General features: G+C 46.8%; 25 protein-coding genes and 2 tRNA genes. 16 read left to right on the top strand and 11 right to left on the bottom strand.

Annotated elements, in window-relative coordinates:
- Nucleotides 1-6: 6 nt before the first annotated feature.
- The 3 genes from ptsH to cysZ form a co-directional block, all read right to left on the bottom strand.
- Nucleotides 7-264, bottom strand: coding sequence for a phosphocarrier protein Hpr (ptsH, locus tag FH974_RS11865; RefSeq protein WP_047883879.1), 258 nt, complete (start codon nt 262-264; stop codon nt 7-9).
- Nucleotides 265-578: 314 nt separating this feature from the next.
- A complete protein-coding gene (gene cysK / locus FH974_RS11860; RefSeq protein WP_047883878.1) occupies nt 579-1,547 on the bottom strand; it encodes a cysteine synthase A in 969 nt (322 codons plus the stop codon).
- A 216-nt stretch (nt 1,548-1,763) separates the two neighbouring features.
- Nucleotides 1,764-2,525, bottom strand: coding sequence for a sulfate transporter CysZ (gene cysZ, locus FH974_RS11855; protein WP_207103301.1), 762 nt, complete (start codon nt 2,523-2,525; stop codon nt 1,764-1,766).
- A gap of 453 nt (nt 2,526-2,978) precedes the next feature.
- On the opposite strand from cysZ, the gene zipA reads away from it, so the two are divergent.
- The 6 genes from zipA (at nt 2,979) to FH974_RS11825 (ending at nt 10,926) form a co-directional block, all read left to right on the top strand.
- Nucleotides 2,979-4,373 (top strand): cell division protein ZipA, encoded by a 1,395-nt coding sequence (zipA, locus tag FH974_RS11850; RefSeq protein WP_207103300.1) that lies wholly within the window; start codon nt 2,979-2,981, stop codon nt 4,371-4,373.
- A 122-nt stretch (nt 4,374-4,495) separates the two neighbouring features.
- The gene (gene ligA, locus FH974_RS11845; protein ID WP_207103299.1) at nt 4,496-6,511 is read left to right on the top strand and encodes an NAD-dependent DNA ligase LigA; all 2,016 of its coding nucleotides are present in this window, start codon (nt 4,496-4,498) and stop codon (nt 6,509-6,511) included.
- Between the two features lie 503 nt (nt 6,512-7,014).
- Nucleotides 7,015-8,391 carry an OprD family outer membrane porin gene (locus FH974_RS11840; protein WP_207103298.1) on the top strand — a complete coding sequence of 459 codons (1,377 nt, stop codon included), beginning with the start codon at nt 7,015-7,017 and terminating at the stop codon, nt 8,389-8,391.
- Between the two features lie 384 nt (nt 8,392-8,775).
- Nucleotides 8,776-8,976: a hypothetical protein gene (locus tag FH974_RS11835; protein WP_047883873.1), complete on the top strand. Its 201-nt coding sequence runs from the start codon at nt 8,776-8,778 to the stop codon at nt 8,974-8,976.
- 173 nt (nt 8,977-9,149) lie between these two features.
- Nucleotides 9,150-10,574, top strand: coding sequence for a glutamate--tRNA ligase (gene gltX / locus FH974_RS11830; RefSeq protein WP_047883872.1), 1,425 nt, complete (start codon nt 9,150-9,152; stop codon nt 10,572-10,574).
- A gap of 276 nt (nt 10,575-10,850) precedes the next feature.
- Nucleotides 10,851-10,926: transfer RNA gene (locus FH974_RS11825), tRNA-Ala, on the top strand.
- A 439-nt stretch (nt 10,927-11,365) separates the two neighbouring features.
- Here FH974_RS11825 and FH974_RS11820 read toward each other — a convergent pair.
- Nucleotides 11,366-11,941, bottom strand: coding sequence for a MarR family transcriptional regulator (locus tag FH974_RS11820; protein WP_207103297.1), 576 nt, complete (start codon nt 11,939-11,941; stop codon nt 11,366-11,368).
- Between the two features lie 628 nt (nt 11,942-12,569).
- Between FH974_RS11820 and FH974_RS11815 the strand changes: the two genes are divergently transcribed.
- Together FH974_RS11815 and FH974_RS11810 are read left to right on the top strand one after the other, a co-directional pair.
- Entirely contained in the window at nt 12,570-13,124 is a 555-nt protein-coding gene (locus FH974_RS11815) for a recombinase family protein (protein ID WP_207103296.1), read from the top strand.
- Nucleotides 13,125-13,235: 111 nt separating this feature from the next.
- Entirely contained in the window at nt 13,236-13,496 is a 261-nt protein-coding gene (locus FH974_RS11810) for a hypothetical protein (RefSeq protein ID WP_207103295.1), read from the top strand.
- Here FH974_RS11810 and FH974_RS11805 read toward each other — a convergent pair.
- Nucleotides 13,477-14,606 (bottom strand): IS3 family transposase gene (locus FH974_RS11805; protein WP_242551828.1). Its coding sequence is split into 2 segments (ribosomal slippage): nt 13,477-14,354 and nt 14,354-14,606, totalling 1,131 coding nucleotides; the frame shifts between segments, so codons are not numbered across the junction. The two genes, FH974_RS11810 and FH974_RS11805, sit on opposite strands and share 20 nt — an antisense overlap.
- A gap of 38 nt (nt 14,607-14,644) precedes the next feature.
- Here FH974_RS11805 and FH974_RS11800 point away from each other — a divergent pair.
- Nucleotides 14,645-15,496 (top strand): hypothetical protein, encoded by an 852-nt coding sequence (locus FH974_RS11800; protein ID WP_207103294.1) that lies wholly within the window; start codon nt 14,645-14,647, stop codon nt 15,494-15,496.
- A gap of 31 nt (nt 15,497-15,527) precedes the next feature.
- Here the strand turns inward: FH974_RS11800 and FH974_RS11795 are convergent, their stop codons facing one another.
- The 3 genes from FH974_RS11795 to FH974_RS11785 all read right to left on the bottom strand — a co-directional run bounded on the left by FH974_RS11795 (nt 15,528) and on the right by FH974_RS11785 (nt 18,389).
- Nucleotides 15,528-17,033, bottom strand: coding sequence for a tyrosine-type recombinase/integrase (locus FH974_RS11795; protein WP_207103293.1), 1,506 nt, complete (start codon nt 17,031-17,033; stop codon nt 15,528-15,530).
- Nucleotides 17,034-17,122: 89 nt separating this feature from the next.
- A tRNA-Arg gene (locus FH974_RS11790) sits at nt 17,123-17,199 on the bottom strand.
- Between the two features lie 47 nt (nt 17,200-17,246).
- Entirely contained in the window at nt 17,247-18,389 is a 1,143-nt protein-coding gene (locus FH974_RS11785; protein ID WP_047883871.1) for a flagellar assembly protein FlgT, read from the bottom strand.
- A 214-nt stretch (nt 18,390-18,603) separates the two neighbouring features.
- Between FH974_RS11785 and FH974_RS11780 the strand changes: the two genes are divergently transcribed.
- Together FH974_RS11780 and FH974_RS11775 are read left to right on the top strand one after the other, a co-directional pair.
- Nucleotides 18,604-19,239, top strand: coding sequence for a FlgO family outer membrane protein (locus FH974_RS11780; RefSeq protein WP_047883870.1), 636 nt, complete (start codon nt 18,604-18,606; stop codon nt 19,237-19,239).
- 37 nt (nt 19,240-19,276) lie between these two features.
- Entirely contained in the window at nt 19,277-19,711 is a 435-nt protein-coding gene (locus tag FH974_RS11775; RefSeq protein WP_047883869.1) for an LPP20 family lipoprotein, read from the top strand.
- A gap of 331 nt (nt 19,712-20,042) precedes the next feature.
- On the opposite strand, the gene flgN is transcribed toward FH974_RS11775, so the two are convergent.
- The 3 genes from flgN to flgA form a co-directional block, all read right to left on the bottom strand.
- Nucleotides 20,043-20,468 (bottom strand): flagellar protein FlgN, encoded by a 426-nt coding sequence (gene flgN / locus FH974_RS11770; protein ID WP_047883868.1) that lies wholly within the window; start codon nt 20,466-20,468, stop codon nt 20,043-20,045.
- 17 nt (nt 20,469-20,485) lie between these two features.
- Nucleotides 20,486-20,797, bottom strand: a complete 312-nt coding sequence (flgM, locus tag FH974_RS11765) for a flagellar biosynthesis anti-sigma factor FlgM (protein ID WP_047883867.1) — start codon at nt 20,795-20,797, stop codon at nt 20,486-20,488.
- 104 nt (nt 20,798-20,901) lie between these two features.
- Complete coding sequence (gene flgA, locus FH974_RS11760; RefSeq protein WP_047883866.1) at nt 20,902-21,609, bottom strand: flagellar basal body P-ring formation chaperone FlgA; 708 nt, start codon at nt 21,607-21,609, stop codon at nt 20,902-20,904.
- Nucleotides 21,610-21,780: 171 nt separating this feature from the next.
- On the opposite strand from flgA, the gene FH974_RS11755 reads away from it, so the two are divergent.
- The 5 genes from FH974_RS11755 (at nt 21,781) to FH974_RS11735 (ending at nt 25,266) form a co-directional block, all read left to right on the top strand.
- Complete coding sequence (locus FH974_RS11755) at nt 21,781-22,698, top strand: chemotaxis protein CheV (RefSeq protein ID WP_047883865.1); 918 nt, start codon at nt 21,781-21,783, stop codon at nt 22,696-22,698.
- Nucleotides 22,699-22,718: 20 nt separating this feature from the next.
- Nucleotides 22,719-23,549, top strand: a complete 831-nt coding sequence (locus FH974_RS11750; RefSeq protein WP_047883864.1) for a CheR family methyltransferase — start codon at nt 22,719-22,721, stop codon at nt 23,547-23,549.
- A 169-nt stretch (nt 23,550-23,718) separates the two neighbouring features.
- Complete coding sequence (flgB, locus tag FH974_RS11745; protein ID WP_047883863.1) at nt 23,719-24,114, top strand: flagellar basal body rod protein FlgB; 396 nt, start codon at nt 23,719-23,721, stop codon at nt 24,112-24,114.
- 3 nt (nt 24,115-24,117) lie between these two features.
- Nucleotides 24,118-24,534: a flagellar basal body rod protein FlgC gene (flgC, locus tag FH974_RS11740; protein WP_047883862.1), complete on the top strand. Its 417-nt coding sequence runs from the start codon at nt 24,118-24,120 to the stop codon at nt 24,532-24,534.
- Nucleotides 24,535-24,552: 18 nt separating this feature from the next.
- Nucleotides 24,553-25,266 carry a flagellar hook assembly protein FlgD gene (locus FH974_RS11735; protein ID WP_047883986.1) on the top strand — a complete coding sequence of 238 codons (714 nt, stop codon included), beginning with the start codon at nt 24,553-24,555 and terminating at the stop codon, nt 25,264-25,266.
- Nucleotides 25,267-25,268: the final 2 nt, after the last annotated feature.

The following is a 25,268-nucleotide window of genomic DNA, read 5'->3' as shown; positions in this document are numbered from 1 at the left end:
TGCGGATTAATGCAGTTCGTCCATTAGGGCAACCAGGTGGTCAACAGCTTCTTGAGCTTGAGTACCTTCAGCAGAGATGGTTACTACTGTGCCTTTTACTAGACCTAGAGTCTGAAGCTTGAACAGGCTCTTAGCGCTAGCGCTTTTGCCGTTTGAAGTCACTGTGATGTCTGCGTCAAAGCCTTTTGCTTCTTTTACGAACTGAGCAGCTGGACGAGTGTGTAGACCGTTTTCTGCAGTGATCTCAACTTGCTTTTGATACATTTTTCACCCCGATACAAATATTATTTATTTAATCTTAACGTAACTGAAAGTAAGCTTAACCCTTTTAAGCTATGCTCGCTAATCTGGAGTATAAACTACCTTAACAATCCGGTGCCTGAGTTTAATCCAAGTCAATGTTTTGTGACTTTTCTCGCTTTCCATGTCTCTTTCAGGTCGTTTTTTGACCTTTTATTTTGAGGCTGGAAATAAAACACACCGGATTTATATTAGAGCTACGCCTGAATTGCAACAAAAAAGCCCCCTGCTAGGGGGCTTTAAGATGACTCAGATCACGTTATCCGTTAAAACTGTGATCACTGTTGCGTTTCTTTTTCGGTGAAAATTCCGGCAAACAGGGCAGTAGATAGGTAACGTTCACCCGAACTTGGCAGGATGACAACAATGTTTTTACCTGCGAACTCTGGACGCTCTGCAATACGGTTTGCTGCAACAACAGCCGCACCGGATGAGATACCTGCCAGAATGCCTTCTTCTTCCATCAGGCGACGTGCCATGTCAATGGCGTCTTCAGAGCTGACCTGTTGCACTTCGTCAATCAAATCCAGCTCCAGGTTGCCTGGGATGAAGCCTGCGCCAATCCCCTGGATTTTGTGAGGAGCTGGTTTCAGTTCTTCACCGTTCAGGGCCTGCGTGATCACTGGTGACTCGCTTGGTTCAACCGCAACGGTTGTGATTGCTTTACCTTTCTGGCGCTTGATGTAACGGCTGACGCCTGTCAGCGTACCACCGGTACCGACACCGGATACGAACACATCAATTTCGCCGTCAGTGGCATCCCAAACTTCCGGGCCTGTTGTTTTTTCGTGGATTTCCGGGTTGGCTGGGTTGTTGAACTGTTGCAGAAGCAGGTATTTTTCAGGTGCTGAAGCGACAATTTCTTCGGCTTTTTCAATCGCACCTTTCATCCCTTTCGGGGCTTCGGTTAGAACCAGATTTGCACCCAGAGCTTTCAGCAGCTTACGGCGCTCAAGGCTCATGCTCTCAGGCATGGTCAGAGTCAGTTTGTAGCCACGTGCAGCGGCAACAAAGGCCAGGGCGATCCCGGTGTTACCACTGGTTGGTTCGACCAGTTCCACGCCTTCTTTCAGAATCCCTTTTTTCTCGGCATCCCAGATCATGTTGGCGCCAATACGGCATTTAACGCTGAAGCTTGGGTTACGGGCTTCGATTTTAGCCAGAACGTTACCTTTACTGACGCGATTAAGGCGAACAAGAGGGGTATTACCAATAGTAAGGGAGTTATCTTCGTAAATTTTGCTCATTGTGTCGTTCCTTCGTAACACGCTCAAATTAAATGACACTCTAAGCATAATCTCAGATAGACGTTTGAAAAGGAATTTGTGGTTATATCTTATTGTTATAAAGGACGCATTCAGATTGGCAGGGCGGGTGCATGTTAATAAATGTAAACCTAGGCCACAAAACGTAAAAAGCGAACCGTTTCCGGTTCGCTTTCTGGCGGTATTTTGTTACGAGAATCAGTAATTGCGATACTGATTGCGGTAGTTATCCACCCACATCGCTGTTGCACCACAGACGGCAACCGGCATGACGAACAGGTTCAGGATTGGAGTCATGGTACACAGCATGACCAGACTGCCGAAACTCAGCGACTTCCCGCGTTTTTGCTTAAGCGCATCGCGCATCGCTGGGAAGGGCACTTTGTGGTTATCAAATGGGTAGTCCGCATACTGGATTGTCATCATCCAGGCGCTGAACAAGAACCACAACACCGGGCCAAGCGTCTGACCAATGGCCGGAATCCATAACAGGATCAGCAGACCAATTGCTTTTGGCAGGTAGTATTTCAGCTTCACCCATTCGCGGTGCATGATGCGCGGCAGATCTTTCATGACCGTGGCAATGCTGGCATCAGGGGCTTTGTTACCGGTTAGCTTGGCTTCCAGGTGCTCAGCCAGTAAGCCGTTAAAGGGTGCGGCAATCCAGTTGGCAATGGTGCTGAATATATAAGAGAAGGTAACCAGTACTGCGATAGCAATGAGAGGCCACAATACGTATGACAGCCAGTCCAGCCAGCTTGGCAGTTTGTCCATCCAGCCACTGATCCAGACGTCTAGCTGACTTAGAACAAAACCAAACGCGGTGCCGAAAAGCACAATGTTGATCAGCAACGGGAACAGGACGAAACGCCGGGTTCCCGGCTGCATTGCCAGCGACAGGCCACGGAAAAAGTATCCGGCACCGCTTAATGGCGATTGAATAGGACGCGGTGATTGCATAAAAGCTCCTTGGCGAATAAAGGGCAACGGCTCTGAATACGTTAATGAGCCTTGTTGGGTATGAGGGCATATTAACGTTGTGTAGCGGAAAGACGCAATCTACATGGGCTGTTGACAGGTCAAGCCGCCGTAAAATTGTTCAAGGAGTGGTCGATTTTGTGCTCGATAGCACTATCTTACACGATTAAGCATATTCGCCTTCTCATTATGTTTTGAGTTTTGATACAGTAATGATTGCCGATGTGTATTTTTCTTGATAACAAGAAAATCACATGGGTAATAAATCCGGCTACATGGTTCGTCAAATTACGTGTCTGCTGAGTCAGTGCGATAAACGAGAAAACTGCAACCGGGTTTTTGTGTCACGGTACTTACCGGATCGCCGATACCGGGGGATACCAGAAATGTTGATTCACCCCTTGATGGGGAAACGAGTAAATTCAGAGTATTCATATGCAGGAATTGCGTCTGGTTCTAATTATTGTTGGTGCACTCGCGATTGCAGCATTGTTGCTGCATGGTCTGTGGAGCAGTCGAAAGGAAAAGCCCGCGAAGTTTAGCGAAAAACCGCTGGGCAAGCTGAGTGAATCATCTCGGGACTCTGACGGGTTTGATAAAGATGGTGTGGGCTCAGTACGTGTCGTGAACCATGAAAGCCCGCAACCGGAGCCGGTTAAACCGGAACGAAAAGAACCTGAATTGCATTTCGGTGCCAAACTGGACGTTGACCCGTTGTTAGACGTGCAGCCTTCTACTCAGGCCACACCTCAGCCAGTTGCTGAACAACCTGTCACTGAGCAGCCTGCGATCCAACAGCCTGGTATCCAGCAACCTAGTATTCAGCAGCCAGTGATTCAAGAACCAATGGCGCTACAACCCGTGGTTTCGTCACCAACTGACTTTGTTGAAGTTGCGCCTACGCCAGAGCTGCAACCGCACTCGCTACAGCCTGTAGTTCATGCACCACAAACAGCGGCTGTACCTGAGACTGTGACTTCGGAGGCGGTGATTCCAGCGATGGCACCGCATCAAGCAATCGTTTCTGAAACCGTTTCTGCTCAGGGAATCGCGTCACAAACACGAACGACTACAGCATCGCAAACCGTTGCGCCACAGCCGGTTGCCTCGAAAGCAGCGGCTAATAAGCCTGTGCGCGCGGAACCGACATTTGCACCGATCGTAGAAGAAAGCGAGCATGTTGTACCGCAAGCCGAGAAGCAACCTCAGGCGACAGCACACCAGATGGCGTTTATGCCTGTAGAGTCCGATAGCCAAGCTCAGTCAGACGTTGTGCCTGTGGATGTACCTGCTGCGCCAATCAGCCATGCTGCGCAAATCAACCCGGCGGAGGCAGTTCCTGTCGAGCAAGTAGTCGCCGAGCCCGTCATTGTGGAGCCTGAAGTGATTCCGGAACCAGAACCAGAAGTGCTGCCACCAGATTATCTGATGCTGGGTGTGCATGCTCGTAACGGTCACACATTGCGCGGCAGTAAATTATTCAATGCTTTTGAGCAAAACAACCTGATTTTTGGTGAGAATTCGGTTTACCACCGTCACCTGGACAAAGCGGGGACTGGGCCGATTATTTTCACCGTGACCAACATGGTGCACCCGGCTCACTTCCCAGAAGGCGGCAGCGATAATTTTGAAACCCCGGGGGTTGCTTTTTATCTGATGTTGCCAGCGGAAGCAGGGCGGGCCGATGAGCACTTTAATCTGATGTTGCAAACCGTTCAGCGCATTGCTGACACGCTGGGGGCGGATGTTTTGGATCACGAGCGTTCTCTGATCACCCCACGCCGTATCAGCCAGTATCGTGAAAAAGCGCATCGCTATACGAACGTCTGATTAATCTCATCAGAGAGCAGAATAAATTGCCCTTTATACGCCACAGTATAAAGGGCTTTGTTTTTTATACCGGGCCAGCTTTTTCATGATTAACCCGAGCCCGGCAGAGGATAGGAAACACAATGAGCCATGATATTCAGCAGCAGCTGGCTGAGCTGCGTGAACAACTTGCTTACCACGGTTACCGTTATTACGTTGAAGACAACCCGGAGATTCCGGATGCAGAATACGATCGCCTTATGCAGGAGCTGTTGGCACTGGAAGCTGAACATCCTGAGCTGATCACCACCGATTCCCCAAGCCAACGTGTCGGTGGACAGCCTTTAGCCGCTTTCACTCAAATCCAGCATGAGATCCCTATGTTGTCGCTGGACAATGCATTTGATGATCAGGAGCTGATGGCGTTTGAAAAACGCATGAAAGATCGGCTACCGGATGCCGCATCATTGACGTACTGCTGTGAGCCGAAGCTGGACGGTCTGGCGGTGAGCCTGATGTATGAGAATGGCATACTGGTTCAGGCTGCGACCCGTGGTGACGGTACAACCGGTGAAAATATTACCGAAAATGTACGTACGATCCGTGCTGTTCCTCTCCGTCTTCGTGGCGAAGGATGGCCTCGTCGTCTGGAAGTGCGCGGTGAAGTTTTCATGCCGAAGCAGGGTTTTGAAGATCTGAACGAGAAGGCCCGCAAGAAAGGCGAAAAAACTTTTGTCAACCCACGTAATGCAGCTGCAGGCAGTCTGCGTCAGTTGGATCCTCGGATCACGGCAACTCGCCCGCTTCATTTTTATGCTTACTCTGTCGGTGTTGTTGAGGGCATGGAGCTGGCAGAGAGCCAGTACCAGCGTCTTGTCCAGTTGAAAAACTGGGGGCTGCCGATGTGTCCGGAAGTCAGACAGCTGAATAACATTCAAGAAGTCATTGCTTACTACCAGGATATTGGTGACAAGCGTCAGTCACTGCCATACGAAATTGATGGTGTCGTGATCAAGGTGGACGCTATTGAGCTACAGCAGCAACTGGGTTTTGTTGCGCGAGCCCCTCGCTGGGCAATTGCCTATAAATTCCCGGCGCAGGAAGAGCTGACAGTACTCAGAAATGTTGAATTTCAGGTTGGCCGAACTGGTGCCATTACTCCGGTAGCAAAACTGGAACCGGTATTTGTCGGGGGGGTAACCGTCAGTAACGCGACCCTTCACAATGCTGACGAAATTGAGCGGCTGGGTGTGATGATCGGCGATACCGTGGTTATTCGCCGAGCGGGTGATGTGATCCCTCAGGTTGCATCGGTTGTAACAAGTCGCCGTCCGGCAGATGCTCAGCCAATCGTATTCCCACAAACGTGCCCAGTTTGTGATTCACATGTCGAGCGTGTCGAAGGTGAAGCAGTAACCCGTTGCTCTGGTGGGCTGATCTGCCGCGCGCAGCGTAAGGAAGCACTAAAGCATTTCGTGTCACGCAAAGCAATGGATGTTGATGGCTGCGGCGAAAAAGTCATAGAGCAGTTGATCGAACGGGAAATGGTGACGACCCCGGCGGATTTGTTCAAGCTGTCGGCGGGGGTTGTCACGGTGCTGGATCGTATGGGGCCTAAATCCGCACAGAAGTTAGTCGATTCATTTGCGGCCTCAAAAGAAACCACACTGCCCCGTTTCCTTTACTCTTTGGGAATCCGTGAAGTAGGAGAGGCGACAGCGGCAAACCTGGCGAATTACTTTGAAACGCTGGAGAATCTCGAGAATGCCACTGAAGAGCAGTTAATGAAGGTGCCTGATGTAGGGGCTATTGTTGCTGCTCATGTTTATAACTTCTTCCGTGAGGAACACAACCTCAGTGTGATCCGAGAATTGCTTGAGGTGGGGATTCACTGGCCAGCTATTGAAAAACCCGATGAAGATGCTGAGTTGCCATTGGATGGCAAAACGGTGGTATTGACAGGTACCTTATCTCAGCTGAGTCGCTCTGATGCCAAAGCCGCACTGCAGAAGTTAGGGGCAAAGGTAACGGGGAGTGTTTCAAAGAAAACCGATTTGCTGGTGGCTGGTGAAGCGGCTGGGTCAAAATTGGCAAAAGCACAGGAGTTGGGCATCGAAATTTGGGATGAGCAAACCCTGATAAACGTCATTTCTCGTTAATATCGTCAATTTCGTTAATTTCTTTTTTTACAATTTGTAATATCTCCAACAAGCCCCAGGTATTGATTTATCTAGGGCTTTTTATTTTCTCCTCATTTTTCTCAATCTTTTTTCATTTGAAAAATATTTTTCGGCAAAAATCGTTTTCTTAAAGGATTTGAAAATGTAATCAATTGCAGAAAACGCTCGTTTCTTTCTGTCTAGCTCGCAACTTATTAACGTGAAATAAATGTAAGTTGTTGATATTCAGTGTTTTATTGTTTGTCTGTTTGTGTGATTGAACTTTTTTGATCACGATCACCGAACACCCTGAATATTTGCACTCAGTCATATTTTTTAAAGAATTAATTAAGTTATGTTTGATGTTTTTTGCTGCGAAAGTAGTCTTAGTTGTGAACTAAGCGCAGTTGGACTGTGCACTCAAAAATGAATTTGTTGCGTACCTACGGCGGCCAACTGAGGTACGTGAACAAAACAGCTAGTTATTATTTAGGAGTTATTCCATGGAAAAACTATTCAAGCGCTCTGCTCTGAGTGCTGCTGTAATCGGTTTTGTCGCGGGTATGTCAATGGCGACTGCGCCAGTGGCTCATGCCGAAGGCTTTTTTGAAGATTCAACCATCAACGGTGCCGTGAACTTCTGGATGCGCGATCGTACTCGTGGTAACTACGATCCTGTGACCGGTAGTGACACAGATAAAGAAACTAACCTTGACCATGGTTCTATCTACACAAACTTGGGCTTTAGCTCCGGTTATGCTTCAGGGGTGGTGGGGTTAGACCTGAACGTTTATGCGACCTTTGACATGTGGCAGAACGGTGGTGCTGACCACGAGATGAACTTCTGGGACGTCAATAACCCGTTCGATAAGAATGCGAGTTCTAATTCTTGTTCTGATGTCTGGACTGATTGTAACAGCAATGGTGTTAGCTATCAGACTGTGGCTGCGAAGTTTAAGCTGGGTGAAAATGCCAAGGCGCGTTTGGGTTACTTCCAACCAAGCGTTCCTACTGCCATGGGGGTGAACTGGAGTTATGCGGCCGGTACTTACCTAGGTGGTGAATTAGGCTTCTCTGTGGGGGGCTTAGAGCTGGGGGCGGTATACGCAACGCGTTATAAGGCACCATGGTTCAAAGATACTTATGAACTGAGAACGACGAAAAACGAAGATGCTGGCGATGCCTACTCGCTGGGTGCACGCTACACCTTCGGGAATGGTTTGCTGCTGGATGTGGCATATGCCGGTCTGACCGACGGCGATCGTAAAAATGCACACATCAAACTGAAGCAAACGCTGGATAACGGCTGGTACCTCTCTCCACAGCTTTACGTAATTGATGATGATGAGCAGTATGACGACACGGCTTTCCACCTGGCTTTCCTGTCAGCCAAAACATTTGGTCAGTACACAGTACGTGCCGAAGCCACTTACACCATTGCCGATTCGACAGATATTTCGAACAGCATGGGTAACTTTGCATACCGTCTGACCAGCCAGTACGGCGGTTCTAACGGCGCTTACGATATCTGGTGGAACAACCGCTCTGACTTTAACCACGATGGCGAGTTTGCCGTGTTTGGTTCGGTAAACCGTGACTTCAGCGATTTGGGTGCGCCAGGCTTCAGTGCAGGCTTCAGTGCCGCGGCGGGTATGGCATCTTCAGATGTTGATGGCCTGGATGACCTGTTCGAGTACTCAGGTAGTGTGTTTGCCAACTACGCTATCCAAAACGGTGCTCTGAAAGGCGCTAATATTGGTTTCTACTACACCGAATACGTGAACGATACAGATACGCCAAACTGGACGGGTTGGACAAACCTGTTCCAAGACGAGTCTGACATTAAGGTTACCTTGACCCTGCCATTTACCATCAAGTAATCGAACGTTTTACACTGCCTATAAAAGAGCTAGCCTTCGGGCTGGCTCTTTTTATGTTTGCGTCAGGTATGCTGCTTACCGTTGGGGGGAGATGTCCTGAGTGTTGTGAGTGAGATTTTGGCGACGGCGGATATTTTATAAAGTGTGAAAAATACACATAAAAGACGGAAATCAGAGTGTCTTTTTTGTTTGATATTTAGAATTAAAAATTATCTATAAATCTCAGTCTCTTGTACCAGCGTCGAGACAGTGATTTACTTCGTTTCGAAAAATAATATGCTATGAGAGTAGTTGTTTTTTACTGACCTATACTGTTAAAGCATCTCAAATGCAGTGGTTGTTAAACACCTTATGTGACAATAACCGGAAATTAAGGAGTTAACCATGAAACTGAAGTGGGTTGTTTTGACGATTGGATTGCTGGGGGCAGTAAATTCCGGCTTAGCGATAGCTAATCAGGGATCAGGTGGTGCACCGGCAATGCCCATTTACCGTTGTATGGTAGAAAACGAGCAAGGCAAGGTGACTGAATCTTGGGTCCCATTGCATATCTGCCAGCAAAAAGGCGGAAAAAGTGTTATCTAACCTCGCATTAACAGGTTAGAAGCAGGAGGGCTTGTCCCTTCTGCTCCCGATATTAGCTTTCCAGTCCAGACATACTCTCTGCAATATTTTCCTTCCGCGTCTCAAGTGCTAAACTAGTTGCCATTTTCTGGGCCGGGTGTTCGCCTGGCGATTCGATTAATTAGGTATTATTCATGACGGTTAAAACGCGTTTTGCTCCGAGCCCAACAGGCTTTCTGCATGTTGGTGGTGCTCGTACGGCTCTTTATTCTTGGTTGTATGCGAAACATACGGGCGGTGAATTCGTTCTGCGTATCGAAGATACAGATCTGGAACGTTCAACTCAGGAAGCGATCGATGCCATTATTGAGGGGATGAACTGGCTGGGTCTGAACTGGGACGAGGGCCCATACTACCAGACCAAACGTTTTGATCGTTATAACCAGCTGATCGACCAGATGCTTGAAGAAGACAAAGCATACAAGTGTTACTGCCCGAAAGAGCTGTTGGACGAAATTCGTGAAGAGCAGATGGCTGCTGGCGTAAAGCCTCGTTACGATGCGAACCACCCGAAAGTGATCGCAGCTAATGCTGCGGCGACAGAAGAAACACCATTCTGTATCCGCTTCCGTAATCCGAAGGAAGGTACGGTAGTTTTTGATGACCATATCCGTGGCCGCATCGAAATTTCCAATACCGAGCTGGATGACCTGATCATTCGTCGTACCGATGGCAGCCCAACGTACAACTTCTGTGTAGTGGTTGACGACTGGGACATGGGCATTACGCACATTGTTCGTGGTGAAGACCACATCAACAACACGCCTCGCCAAATCAATATTTACAAGGCGCTGGGCGCTCCTATTCCTGAGTTTGCACACTGTGCCATGATTCTGGGCGATGACGGTGCGAAACTGTCTAAACGCCACGGTGCGGTCAGTGTGATGCAATACCGTGATGACGGTTACCTGCCAAAAGCACTGCTGAACTACCTGGTACGTCTGGGCTGGTCTAATGGCGATCAGGAAATCTTCTCTGAAGAAGAAATGATTCAGCTATTCAGCCTGGATGCCATCAGCAAATCAGCATCGGCATTTAACACTGATAAGCTACTGTGGTTGAACAATCACTACATTAAGCATTCTGAGCCAGAGTACGTTGCGCAATACCTGCAATGGCACTTGGATCAAAAAGAAATCGACATCACTTCAGGTCCGGCTATCACGGATGTGATCAAGCTGGTCGGTGAACGTTGTAACACCCTGATTGAACTGGCTGAGCAATCTCGCTATTTCTACCAGGACTTCAGTGAATTTGAAGCCGGTGCTGCGAAGAAACACCTGCGTCCTGTTGCGAAAGACGCATTGGAACTGGCGCTGGCAAAAGTAGAAGCACTGAGTGAGTGGACAACAGAAAACCTGCATCAGGTGATTCAGGATACGTGTTCAGAGCTGGATCTGGGCATGGGTAAAGTGGGTATGCCACTGCGTGTTGCCGTTACTGGTATTGGTCAGTCTCCATCTGTTGATGCTGTCATGTGCCTGGTTGGTAAAGAGCGTGTTATGGCTCGTATCCAAATGGCACTGGCATACATTGCTGAGCGTGAAGCTAACAGCTAATAATATCTGCTTAATCGAGGTTGTCTTGACCTATGGATAGCGTAGAACCGGAGCTTTTGCTCCGGTTTTTTTATTCTCTAATCAGATTTCAAGCAGCGGTTGTCAATCGTTGGCTTTGTATCGACGTAGCCCGTTTGGGTTAATTTGTGGTGGATAAACAACCAAAAAACAAAGGATATTGTGATTTGTTTAACGCTTTTAAATCATGGGGGCTGAGAGAGGCTTTTTGTTCATTGACATGATTTCATTAAGTTTTTATTATCTATTCCACAATTTGGGGCTATAGCTCAGCTGGGAGAGCGCTTGCATGGCATGCAAGAGGTCAGCGGTTCGATCCCGCTTAGCTCCACCAAATTTAAAACCTCGCCTTTTGGCGGGGTTTTTTGCTTTATAGCCTTTAAAAAGTTCGGATGGGTTAGCTGCGATGCTTTTTGGTTCTTCCCAACGGTTTTTACTTTAGGTCCTATGAGCGGCTGAGGTGATGGTACAGAAGCGTCGGTGACACGGTTTGTACTGAAGGAGTAAGAGAGCGGGCGCTGGTGTGCGAAACAGGTGTACAAAAAGGCCTTTTGCTGAACTAAACAAAAAAGCCCGGTACAGCTGAGTACCGGGCTTTTTGATATTTGATGGCGCTCCCTACAGGAGTCGAACCTGTGGCCTTCCCCTTAGGAGGGGTTGGTGGGACGGCATGGCGCTATGTAACTTATTGAAAGTTAATGTTTTAGTTTGCATTGCCATCATAGCGTTTTATTGATTGTGTTGCAATTAGTGTCGCAACGTCGTTTAACGCATTACGCAGCTGTGGCAACAGACTGTCTTCGTTTTGTTCTGTCTGTTATGGATTCAGAGACTATGTACTCGTTCCATTTCTTAACTTCAAGAAGAGTTAAAGGACGTATTTTGTTTACCCCAGTAATGATTAATTCACCTGTATTGATGTCATTGATTTCGGTGATTTTAGTGGGGCAGAAGTCAGTGTAGTCGTATAGCGTGTAATCTTTACGACATCTTGAAGCCCATTCACAGGCGCTTTTATGGCTACCAAGGTGGAACATTGCATTCTTGAAATAAGTCTCGTACATAGAGTATGAGCAGGGTAGAAATGAAGGCTTTAGCATAAGAACTTCTTCATTTTGCACATTGATTACTGTACGGGTGAGACCTTCTGATTCCAGTTTTTGGAATAATCGTTGAAGACTGCTCTTGGACTTGTCTGTCAGCTTTTCTAGTTCTCTGAAGCTTTTGTTTGTAAAGCAATTATCTTTCTTGTCAAAGATTTTATTTGCTCCTTTTCTTAGTGATTGAACTAAGGCTAGTAACAAATTCATTTCACGATTGGTTAGTACGTATTCTCCTTTGTTGGACATGTATTCTCCTTTAGTTTTTGGGACGGTGGGTTTTCTTTATTCCTATTTTAAATCAGTGCCTTACGGTGATTTGGTGAGTGGGATGCTATTCTATTGAAATACTTAATAAATTGGATAAGTGCTTTTTAAGCATCTATTACGAATCACCGAAAACAACACAGAAAAAACAACAAAAAAACACACCCATTTGAGATAGTGAATCACTATCGGGGGTGTGCTTCTCGTCTTCATTGTTTGGTACATCTATTACCAATTGATAATGTTAACAAAAATTGACACGTTTGTCAATTTGTAGTACTGCGTTTTGTATTGTAATTTATTGTTTTTTGGGCTCTGTACTTAACAGAGTGGCGGGGGAGGTGTGGCAAGGTAAATGACACATTTTAAATTTTTCCTAAAAAATAGGGGGCTCGCAATTTAGTGGTCTTACTCATCAGATTGAAAATCTCTCAGGATTTCCGCAGACCTAGCCTTTCTGCCTGTCACTGTATGCATTCAATGCTACTTTATTTGTATCAAAAGCATACCTTATGAGACTGTATCTAAGAGTGTCTCAAAAGTATTGGCTTTGATTTTTGATACGTGTAATCCTGAAAGTATTTAGAGGTTTTGATACAGGGGGAGACAAATGGCACACGTTGGATACATACGAGTAAGTACAGTAGGGCAGTCCACCAGCAGGCAGTTAGCTGATGTGCAGTTAGATAAGGTGTTCGGGGAAAAGGTGTCAGCTAAGACAGTAGACAGGCCACAGCTACAGGCATGCTTGGAGTATGTCAGAGATGGTGATGTGCTGCATGTCCATAGCTTAGACCGTATCTGTCGTAGCGGTGCAGGTGATGCTGTTGAGCTGGTGGAACTGATGAACCAAAAAGGTGTGTCAGTACAGTTCCATAAGGAAGGAATGAGATTCGATGGTGCTATGAGTGCAGCACAGAAAGGTGTATTAGGGATACTGGCAGCAGTGGCACAGATGGAAAGGGAACTGATTAAAGAGCGTCAGGCTGAGGGCATAGCAGCAGCAAAGGCAGCAGGTAAGCACATCGGTAGACCTAAAGCTAGAGTGACTAGAGAGGACATACAGGAGCTTTTGGATGACGGTGTTCCAAAAGCTCAAGCAGCTAAACAGCTTGGAATAGGTAGGGCTACATTGTATCGGTTGTTGAGAGAGGGAGAGATGTAGAAATTTTGACGGTATCGAAAGTTAGTCAAACTGTTTCAATGTAACATGTTGTTATTTTATAAGTTAGCCCATAACTTAATGAAAAATTTAGATTGATTAACTGGAGTTGTGATGAACATTTTTGAGGTGCCTAAGCAAAGACGTTATTGGTTGGTTCGAGCAGATTCAGGCAGATACTATGACCATTTTACTAATACAGGGATTATAGCCTTAAGTCATCTCAATAAGCTGGAGTTACCATCTTCTATAAATGGTGAATCTTTTGTCCCTGATTTTGGGGGGCTTAGGGATGACTTTCTAAAGCTTTATACAAAAAAAGAGCAATTTAAAAGAGCTGACCTGCCCCCAATAACTAATCCAACATTTCTTTAGTAATGTCAGTTACGTTACTGTTTAGCCCTGAACGTGTTAGTACTGCAAATTCAGAGGGGGTTAGGTATCCAATTGATGAGTGGGGACGATTTTCATTGTAGTCAATGCGCCAGTCACTGATCAGTTTACGAGCATGGCTCAAGTCTCTGAACAGGTGCTCGTTTAAGCACTCGTCTCTGAACTTGCCGTTAAAGCTTTCAATATAAGCATTCTGGGTTGGCTGACCAGCCTGTATCAGCTTCAGAATGACACCATGATCATAAGCCCACTGGTCGAGAGCTTTACCCGTAAACTCAGGCCCCTGATCTGTTCGAACAGCCTCAGGATAACCTCGGAAAGCTGCAATAGCCTCAAGTATGGCAACCACTTCATCCCCAGAAATTCCTGATGCAACAGTAATATCCAGGCACTCCTTCGTGAAGTCGTCAACGATAGTGAGGCACTTTATCCTACGGCCAGAACTGAGTGCATCCATGACGAAGTCCATTGACCAGGTATGGTTGGACTGTGAGGGAAGTAACAGTTGCTCTCGCCCGACACATAATGATTTCCTTCGCTTCCGTTTGCGAACGGCCAGTCCAGCCTCTCGGTAAAGCCGATAAACGCGCTTATGGTTAACCTCTGTCCCTTCCCGTCGGAGAAGACGGTGAATACGGCGATATCCGAACCGTTTTCTCTCGAGTGCCAGTTCTTGTATGCGAGCCAATAACTCCACATCACTCTTTTTAGCTTGAGGTTTGTATCTCATTGATGCGCGATTTATACCGACGAGCAGACAGGCTTTGCGTTCCGAAATCGTGGTGACTTCCTGCATTACATGCACAGCCTTGCGCTTGTCTCCGACGGTCAATACTTTTGGTTAAGAGCCGCTTTCAAAGCATCAACATCAAGCATGGATTCCGCCAATAGCTTCTTGAGCTTGGCATTCTCATCTTCCAATGCTTTCAAGCGACGGGTATCGGAAACATCCATACCCGCGTACTTTTTACGCCAGAGGTAGAATGTGGCATCGGAAATGTTGTGCTTGCGGCATAATTCTTTAACGGGCAATCCCGCTTCTGCTTCCTTGATAATGGCAATGATCTGCTGTTCGTTGAATCGCTTCTTCATATTCACCTTCCTTCTTATAAGATGAACATTACTAAGTTTTGGCTGGATTAGAAAGCGGGGGGCAGGTCAGAGCAAATACACAGCTAATGCAGGCAAAATCCTTCATTTATGAAATGGAGGAAGGTGATTGGGTTCTTTCGGTTGGGCGTTCGGCTGTTAGGTATGGCGTGATAACTAGTAAGCCATACATAGAGAGGGAAATAATTTCAATTGTTTACGACAATGAAACAGGTCGTAAAGTTGACATGGATAAGCACTTGCGTCGTAAGGTTTCTTGGGGGCCTGTGATAAAAAGAAGTGAGTTACCTTACGGCTTGGCTCAAAGTTTAAGAGCTCGTCAAACCGTAACTAATCTTGATAAGCATTGGCAAGCGTTGCATCACTCCATTTATCCTGCATTCAAGGCTAATGGGAATCTGTACCTTTCGATTAAAATAGCAACTGAAAATGACATCGAAAGCTATGCAGTTATGAACCTGTTTAAGTTACTCAATGAAATCGAAGTTATCGGTAAAGCTATAGCTAATGGTGTTGAGATTAACAACTTTGAGGAGGTTTTCAGCCAGTACCTTGATAATGGGTTGTTGAGTGTTACAACCAAAGCTCAATTTCATTCTCCAGGTGAAATCTGGAGTATGATTAGAGGTGCAAATGGGGATAAAGCTAAATGGTTGATTCCTACTGTTTTTGCATACTCTATGTTGTTTGGAAATAGTCACTTAGGGTTTGATGGAGTTATTGACTTAGAGACAAGACAGAAAATTTGGGATGTAGTGATTTCTCGCCTTGAAGAAAATGATACCAAAAAGTATGTCAATAAGCTGGAACTGCAGATGCCTAAGGCTAAAACTGAAGTTCTTGAAGTTGAGAGCAAGCGAGCTCTAAATTGATTGAGAGTGCCACAATGACGTGGTACTTTTATTACTTGTAATAATTTACCTTTAAAATCACTTCATCATGCAATAGCTTTAGCTGCTTTAGCGATTGTGAGTGATTGTATCTATTGGTAATTCCTGAGTTTTTGCTGTGTCCGACAACCGTTTGTATTAGGTCTTGCTGTACGCCTTTGTCGTAGCATTTCGTAATGAATGTGTGGCGGAATGAATGGAAAACTTTGTCATAGCCATCACCATCTTGTTTGGAAATTGATAATTGTTCCCGCCATTTGTTGAAATCTTTTGAAATACTACCTGCTTTAATGGTGACTTGGGTTTGTTCGAGGATGCTATTTTCTATCAGCTTAGGGTGGATAGGTACTGCCCTAATAGCGTGTTTGGATTTACCTTCTTTTAAGAAGAAATAGTGAATACCAGTAGCTTCATCTGTCTGGTGTCCTTGTTCCAAAAATGTACAAATTTCACTCAGCCTTGCTCCTGTATAAATAGCTAATAAGATGACCCATTTTTGGTATGGTTCTTTCGCTGATAGAGCAAATTGTTCAAATTTCTGTATCTCTTCATCGGTGTAAACACCGTATCGGCAGTCATCTACATCCATTGAAATACCATCTGTAGGTGATGTTTTATAAATGTCGTTGGCTTTAAACAGAAACTGATTGAAGAAGCCTTGCATCGTCTTGAGGTAAGCAATCGCTGTTGATTCTTTTATACGTTGTTCTGGCTTTACTTCTTCGGGTTTTACTTTGATAAGCTTGTCCATTGACCACTGATAATACGGCTTGCGGTCTACTTTTGGCAGTTCGCAATAGCGGTTTAAGCTTGCACGCAAATCTTGCTTGGTTAGACCTCTGACATCGGTATCACCGAAATAAGCACTCATGAATTCGTAGTGTCGTTGAAACTCACGTCCTTTGGTTGATGTCCACGATTTAGTTTTTGTGTAGTCACTCCATGCCTGAGAAAGCAGATAAGGAGGCTTGTTATCGCTATTGGATAAGGTGTCACCCTGTTGAGGGAGAAGTGAGTTGGCTCGTTCAATTAAATAGTCGAACTGTTCAGTTGTACCGTTGTAGAACCTTTCAGTTCTTGCCTCCACCAGCCTAAGATAGAGTCGTTCAAAATCTCTTATGAGAGCTTTATCTTCTGTGTTGGGCTGAGTACTGGTTACATCACTAAAATCGAAACCTCCACCATTTTGAAGGGAGGAACCTACATCTCGCTCATGGAAAGAGTACCAGTCGTATTGGTAGTCATTACGATGTTTGTCACGATAGGAAGCACTCTTGCTGTCAATGTCATCAAAGTTGGTTAACTCATTGAAGAGTTCTGATAGGCAAGATGTATCTTTCATGTTTTTGATTCTGCTGATGAGAGGAAGCTTTGCTGAGACTTTAGCACAGGCAATGACATAACTGTCAGTCTTAAGGCTTTTGGTAATCTCAGATGGGATAGAACCAATTGAATTTAGGTGCAGAGGGGTTCTGAAGCGGAAATGGTATTGCTTGTTTCTTCGTTGAATGTACTTCATTGTGTAGCAACCTGTGTAGCAAGTTACCTAGCACAATCAAAGACATAAGCTTACAAGTTGAGAAATTACTGTAAGCTTATGATTTGAAATGGCGCTCCCTACAGGAGTCGAACCTGTGGCCTTCCCCTTAGGAGGGGGACGCTCTATCCTACTGAGCTAAGGGAGCAACTGCTTGTCAGGCATTATACAAAAAATTAACTATAAATTAAGCAATTAGTCGAGCGTTCTGAGCTGTTTGGTCAGTAAATCACCGGGTTGGATACTGGCCGCGAGCTCGGGCTGTCTGACAACCAGCTCGGAAGATTTTTCGTACACGCGGTCAACGGTGAGTGTGATATTGGTTTGTACCATTCGGTTCCGGGGAATTCCATTTTGATCAATAAATCCGGCGGAGTGCCACAAAGCCAATTGATCGCCAGCGCGAACACCATGAATTCGACCGACATTGATTTGCACGGCGTTGCCTCGGGTACTGACCACCTCAGGCAAACTGGTGCGGCAGGATAGGGTTGATTCCAAATCCAGCATCATGTTGCGACTGACCCGCACAATTGCCTGCCCGTAGCCTGATTGCCAAAAACGGGCACTTTTGGTATCCACCAGGCTTGTCCGGGAAAATGGCCAGTTAGCCACCTCCCGGTAGTTATTCTGCATCAATATCTCGCCGGTTTTTCCGTCAATGATCATCAATGTCGCGGCAAATTGGCGATTGATCTTGTCAGTTCTGAGGATCTGGTTGTCTACCGTTGAGGTCAAATCGGTGATTTCGCCACTGACAATATATTGAGCGTCATTATCTTCCGCCATCATAGTCAATGAATCAGGCTGGCCGGGATTAACCGGGAAAGGTGTGATGCCGGCAGTGACAAAGCTCTGGGAGTTCTTATTAAGTTGGCGGTTAAACAGCTGAGTGAAATCGTCACCCAGCTGGTAAATCGATCCCAGCGCGGCGTGCTGAGGGTAGGCAATAGCAAACTCGCCCAGTAGCAAGCCCTTTTTGTATTGAGTACGGTGGCAATTTTTTGCCGATGGTGCGATCTCAATCCGAGCGGTGAGGTAATATTTGCCGCCTTTCTTCTCTGTCTTAGTGACAGAAATATGACGGATTTCGTTGCCGCTGAAATGATAGTCTTTCTTCCCATCCTCTAGGTAAGGTTTAATCAGGCCGATATTAGCGATATCCGCTCCGGCATAACTGGTGGCCTGAAACACCGCGTCTTCCAGGGCATTTTGCCTTGCCAGGCTTTCACTCTCGAGGATGATGGCATTGCCGGTGATCTCATACCAGGATGCCTGTAAAGGCGCCGAGAGCAAGGAACACAGGCTCAGGAGCAACGCGCTTGTTTTTTTTCTCATTGAGATCACTTTTAACTATAGGTACGAAAATTGCTTAGTGATACCAACAGGCTTGTTATCTTCAGTTTTATGGCTGAGCTGCTGGCACAATAATAAAAGATTAAGCAAAAAGTGTTCCCATACGCAATTTTGCAGCGAGTCGGTAAAGTTTTTTTCCGACTGTACGATAAAAAAACTATGGCATTGAGACTCGTCGCATTTGGAGCTGGTTAGAATGAAAAACTGGATCGTACTGGTACTGGCATTGGTTACGGTATCTTGTACCTACTCGCCTGTTTACAACGGTAAAAAGCCGTATTCAGGCAGTGCATTTATGTTGAAAGAAACACCACGCCATACCATTGATTACTTCATTGAGGGGATGACCGAGCAGCTAGTGGCCTCGAATCAATACCTGACGGCGAAAACCCCGCTGGCTGTGACATCGTTTGTTGATCTGCAGGACATGAGGGAAACCAATTGGTTGGGGAATACTGTCGCAGAGAGCTTTATGTTCCAGATGCAGCAGCGTGGTTATACCGTGGTTGACTATAAAGCGACCGGCGCCATAAAAGTGACGTCGGAAGGGGATTTTGCTATTAGCCGTAACTGGAAAGATCTGGCTGCGGAACAACCGGTTGATTTTGTTCTGACGGGAACGATGGTTCGTCAGGCCGCAGGGGTGATGGTCAATGCCCGTATTATTGGGATGCGTTCGCGAGTCGTGATTGCATCGGCGCAGGGCTTTTTGCCGGCTGAGCGTATTGGCAGCGACCTCGATACCTTGAACAAAGTTCGGATGAGAAACGGGGTGATAATTCGTGATGACGCAGCAATTTACGCTGATAATAACGTCATTCTAAAACCTTGATTATTACAACCTGATAGTTAAAAGATTGGGAGCAGACATGCGCTACGGATTAATCTTCTTGCTGAGTGTATTTGTGATGGGCTGTCAGCCCATGTTGCAGAGCAGAAGCAGTGCAACGGATGTGATTACCGCCGTTGGGTATGCGTCCATTAGCGAGCAGCGCGGACGTACCCAGGAAGAAAAGCAGCTTCGGGCGATGAGAGCGTCAAAAATTGATGCGTATCGTGAACTGGCTGAGCAGGTTTATGGTTTTCGAATCAGTGCTCAGGCTGGGCTTGATGATCAGCAACTGAGTATTGAGAGTACTGATGCCAGTGTGGACGGGAACATCCGTGGTGCAGAAGTGATCCGTAGCTACCCGGTCGGAGACAGCTATGTGACTGAAATGCGTCTGGACATGAAAAAGATGGAGCGCCTCAGTGATGTCGGGGATGTCTATCATGTCCCTAACAAGCAGACGTCGCTGTTTTAATGAAGATGCCGATGTCGTTTGGCGAAGGTGTTTGAAGGTGGTGTTTGGCTGACGGGTCACCTGCAATAAAAAAAGCGGAAGATACCTTCCGCTTTTTTTATTTGTTCTGCCTACCTGTACCGGTTTTCCGTGATACTCACTTGCCCAGCGTGAGTACTCACAATCTTGCCAGTGGATGATAGCGTAAATAACAGTCTGGAGAGCTTTACGTCAAATGAACAACTTTCTATGACAGGGTTTCCGTACAGTTCGTTATGAATTGCTTTCTAATATGAATAGCTTTCTATGTCGAGCGTTGCCAGAACCCGTTTTAGCAGTAAAGCTGACAATATCAGGCAATTAAATCGGTACCCAGTGTACGCGTGTTGGTGGCCTGGCCTTCGCTGTTATAAGTCATCTGGTGTTTGCCTCGGCTCTGCTGTAACAGATTATTGAGTTTGTGGAAGGTACGCTGCGCGCGTAGCAGAGCTTCACCGTTCACTTCATTCAAGGTATTGCATTCAGCAATGCCAGCCTGAATAGCGGCAACAGCAGTGATCAGTTGTTCATCTGTTTTCAGCAATGGCGTCTCGGCATGATGACCAAGCTGGTAATCCACCAGTTTGATATTGTCGATAATCGCCAGCTTTTGTTTTGCACAATCCGCAATGTGCTGTGAATGGCGGCTGACAATTGCCTGTTGTTCCGCTTTCAGGTTTTCTAAAAGGCGGCGTACATTTTCCTGCTGTTGCACAATAAGCTGCTGAATAGAAGACATACTCAATGACCTGTCAGTTACATCCCGTTAAGTTCGTCTTCGAATTTAAGCAAGTTTGAAGCCAGCTTTTCTGCATCAATGACATATGAACCATTCGCGATGGCTTCTTTAATCTGGCTGACCTTTTGGTTGTCAAAACTCTCCGGCATGGCCGCCAGCTCTTTATGAATGCTGCCTGCTGATTTAGCCTGAGAGCTCAGAGAAACCTGATCGGTTTGCTGCTGCTCACTGGTCTGACTGACCTGAGCTTTCTCTTTTTGCTCGCCTGAGCGCTGGGTCGTCAACGGCGAGGACGACAAATTTGTTCTTAACTGATTAATGCTGGGCATACGACATTTCTCTTACACGGTTACCTGGATGTACCTGATATCGGCAGTAGTGGGTAATACTTTAGTAATTATACGCAAGTTTATCCCGGGCTGGTCGTTTGTCTTTAATAGCTTACGCTCACTTCACCCACTGCCGTCACAGAGGCATTGATGATTTTCTTGGAGCGGGCATTTTGCACCCGAACTTGTTCGCCTAACGAACCGTCAGACAGGGCGACGCCTTCGGTGATGATGCTCAGGTTACTCCCTCCGGCATTGATACGAACCGTGTCATTTCGGCATACCAGGCAGATATCATTGCCTTGAATGGTGTCGCCCATTTTGACGTTGCGCTTCATTTTTGAGCCAATGATCTGAGCTGGCCGTTCGAAAATCATCCCGCGCTGAAAGCGTAAGTCAACCATCTGTATAGTGAGATCATCGGTGGTAATCACCATTCCCCGTCCTAATGGTTTCGTGGCAACAACGCGGGGGAGCATGAGCTGCGTTTTTACTGGCACATAGACCTGCCAGTCTGCCGCCGGACATTTGACGAGAACGGTGACATTACCGGTCAGTGACTGCTTACCTGGCACCGTGGCTTCCAGTTCAGTTGGACACGGGCTAAGGCGAAGCCGACTGTCGAGAGGGGAAGCTTGTACGTGAAGCTCACCATTGTCAGGCGGATCAATCAGTGCGGTTACAAACTGCTCTGCCGTTTGCTGGACCTGTTCAAGAATATTTTGCTGTGAACCAAGAACAAAATTGCTAAAGAATGTGCTTGTCAGGCCGATAAAAAAGATTAGTAATCTTAAAAGTGTTTTTGGGGTCACGGTCTTCGCCCATTGCTGCGGAGAAAAAGTGGCTATAGTTAGCCTCGTAAGTCATTGCATCAACCGGATAGCCGGAATCGGATACCGTCTGCTATCATACGCGAATTGCCGTGATACTTCCCATCTAACGCGTATCTAAATTATTAAAACAAATAACATGGAGTCATCCTTATGTCGGGGATCCTGGATACAGTTAACCAACGCACCCAGCTAGTAGGGCAAAACCGACTGGAATTGCTAACGTTCAGACTTAACCGCCGTCAACGCTACGGTATTAACGTTTTTAAAGTCAAAGAAGTGTTGCAGTGTCCAAAGCTGACGACCATGCCAAACTTACACCCTTTAGTTAAAGGCATCGCCCATATTCGAGGCCAGACCATTTCTGTGATTGATATGAGCCTGGCAACCGGTGGCCGCCCGATTGATGACCTGGATAACTGCTTTGTTATCATTTCTGAGTTTAACCGCTCAGTGCAGGGATTCCTGGTCTCCTCGGTGGAACGTATCATTAACATGAACTGGGAATCGATTCTGCCACCGCCAAAAGGGGCCGGCCGGGCGAATTACCTGACTGCCGTTACAGAAATCGACAATGAACTGGTTGAAATTCTGGATGTTGAAAAGATTCTGGATGAAATTTCTCCGGCAAATACCGATATCACAGGCACCATCCTGGAAGAGCTGGTTGAACACCTGCCAGCAGTACGCCGGGTTCTGGTGGCAGATGACTCGAGTGTAGCCCGTAAGCAGGTTCAGCGTGCCATTGAAGCTATTGGCTGTGAATGTGTGTTAGTCAAAGATGGCAAAGAAGCCATTTTGACCCTGCGTGAAATGGCGAAAGAAGGGGATATCTATCAGCAATTGGCGTTGGTGATCTCAGATATTGAAATGCCGGAAATGGACGGCTACACCCTGACCGCTGAAATCCGTAACGATCCGAAACTGAAGGATCTTCATGTGATTCTGCACACCTCGCTAAGTGGTGTGTTCAACCAGGCGATGGTTGAACGCGTCGGTGCGAATGCATTTATTCCGAAATTTAATCCTGATGAGCTAGGTGCAGCGGTAAAAGCCGCAATGCCACGATAACAATAATTTTTGAGTAGTAAATGACAGCGATAACAATTAATGATCAGGAATACCGTGATTTTTGCCGTTTTCTTGAAGCTCAGTGTGGAATAGTTCTGGGTGACAGCAAGCAGTATCTGGTGCGCAGCCGGCTCACTCCACTCATCAGCCGTTTTGCTCTCTCGTCACTGTCGGAGTTGCTGCAGCTGGTGATCTCCGGTCGCCACCGTGAGTTGAGAGTCGCTGCCGTGGATGCCATGACCACCAATGAAACGTTGTGGTTCCGTGATACTTATCCGTATACGGTGCTGGCCGACAAAATTCTGCCAGAGCTGGCTGCCAACAAGCGCCCGATAAAGGTTTGGTCATCGGCCAGCTCCTCTGGTCAGGAACCGTATTCGATTGCCATGACGGTGCTGGAAACGCAAAACCGTCGTCCGGGAATGTTGACCGCCGGGGTTCAGATTACGGCCACCGACATTTCCCAGACGATGCTGGAAACATGCCGCGCCGGTGTGTATGACAACCTGGCACTTAGCCGGGGATTATCGCCGGAGCGCCGTCGGATGTTTTTTGAAAACAACGGCGACGGTCGAATGAAGGTGAATGATAAGGTGAAGCGAATGGTGAATTTCCGTCCGCAGAACCTGAAAGACAGCTATGCACTGCTAGGTAAGTTTGATGTCATTTTTTGCCGCAACGTGTTGATCTATTTCTCACCGGAAATGAAAGCCAAAGTGCTGAATCAAATGGCAACCAGTCTTAATCCAGGGGGATATTTGTTCCTTGGTGCTTCTGAGTCGCTGACAGGGCTGAGTGATAAATTCGAAATGATCCGTTGTAACCCGGGTATCATTTACAAGCTGAAGTAATTGTCGCTGCCAGCTAAGCCATTCGGCCAGCAGCCCGATGAGTAAATAACAGGGGGAAGTTCTTTCCTCCTGTTTCATTTTATCCCCTAATTTCTTCCACATTATCAATCCGACTTTAACGTTGGCACGGCCTTTGCTTTGTAATTATCAGAGAATTACGGAGGCAGATATGTCAATTTCTTTTGATAAAGCACTGGGTGTACATCAGCATACCGTTGGTGTGCGGGCTAAACGGGCAGAAACACTGGCTAGTAACCTCGCCAATGCCAATACACCTGGCTACAAGGCAAAAGATATCGACTTTCAGCGAGCGTTGAATGCGGCAACCTCAGAGGCAAAAATTGGCCTTAGCCGTACGGACAACCGGCATATTCCTGCCTCTACGACCGTGATGGGCGAGCAAAAATACCGTGTACCCACACAACCTGATGCAGGTGACGGCAACACCGTAGATGCCCAGCTTGAGCAAAACCTATTTATGCAAAATTCCTTGGAATACCAAGCGTCACTGGACTTTCTGGGGGCGAAATTTAAGAACCTCAGCAAGGCATTGAAAGGGGAGTAATCGATGAGTTTGTTTAACATCTTCAATGTTGCCGGGTCGGCGATGAGTGCGGAATCCGTCCGTCTGAATACCACATCCAGTAACCTGGCGAATGCCAACAGTGTCAGCAGCTCAGCGTCTGAAACCTATAAAGCTCGTCATCCGGTGTTTGCCGCAGCATTGCAGAGCGCCAGTTATCAGCGCGAAGACAGTGTGCCAGTTCAGGTTAAAGGTATTGTCGAAAGTCAGAAACCCCTGCAAGCCGAATATAACCCGGAGCACCCGCTCGCGAACGCTGATGGGTATATCTATAAATCGAACGTGAACGTGATGGAAGAGATGGCGAATATGATCTCTGCCTCTCGCTCATATCAGAATAATGTCCAGGTGGCTGATACCAGCAAGCAGATGCTGATGAGCACGCTGCAGATGGGTAAATAAGCATAGAGAGGCATGGCGATGAATCCGATTAATGGTGCTGGGCAGACTAACCTCACTTATCTCGACCAGCTAAAAGAGATGCACGAAAAGAAAGTGCAGGAAGATCAGCAAATCACCGGACAGAATCAGCTTAAGCAAGAAGATTTTCTGTCACTGCTGACCAAGCAACTGTCTCAGCAAGACCCGTTCGAGCCGGTGGGCAACGATAAAATGATCGCCCAGATGGCGTCGTTTGCCACGGTGGATGGTATCAACAAAATGAACGAACAATTCGGGTTGCTGAATACCGCGATGACGTCAAATCAAGCCTTGCAGGCTTCATCGCTGGTAGGACAGGATGTGCTGATTCCAAAGTCGACCAGTTTCAAAACGGCGGAAGGCGATGTCAGTGGCCGTGTGCGACTGACGAATTCGCTGGATCAGGCTGTAATGCGGGTGGAAAACGCCCAGGGTGAGCTGGTTCGCACCATTGATTTAGGCGCGAAAGGGACCGGCGACCATGATATCGCCTGGGACGGAAAAGGCGAGGACGGCAAAACGTTGCCGGAAGGCCGTTACACGGTGAAAGTCTCCGGCATGGTCAATGGCCAGAGTAAAGATTTTGAAGTATTTACCCACGCTAATGTAAATAGTGTTCTGCTAGGCAAAGGGGATGGCGGCGTTATGCTGAACCTTGCCGGTTTTGAGTCTCCGTTCAAACTGACGGATGTCCTGCAGGTTGGTAAGGCGTAACA

It is taken from the genome of Photobacterium ganghwense (genome assembly GCF_017329545.1).
Lineage (GTDB): Bacteria > Pseudomonadota > Gammaproteobacteria > Enterobacterales > Vibrionaceae > Photobacterium > Photobacterium ganghwense.
This window is presented reverse-complemented; position numbering and strand designations above follow the sequence as displayed.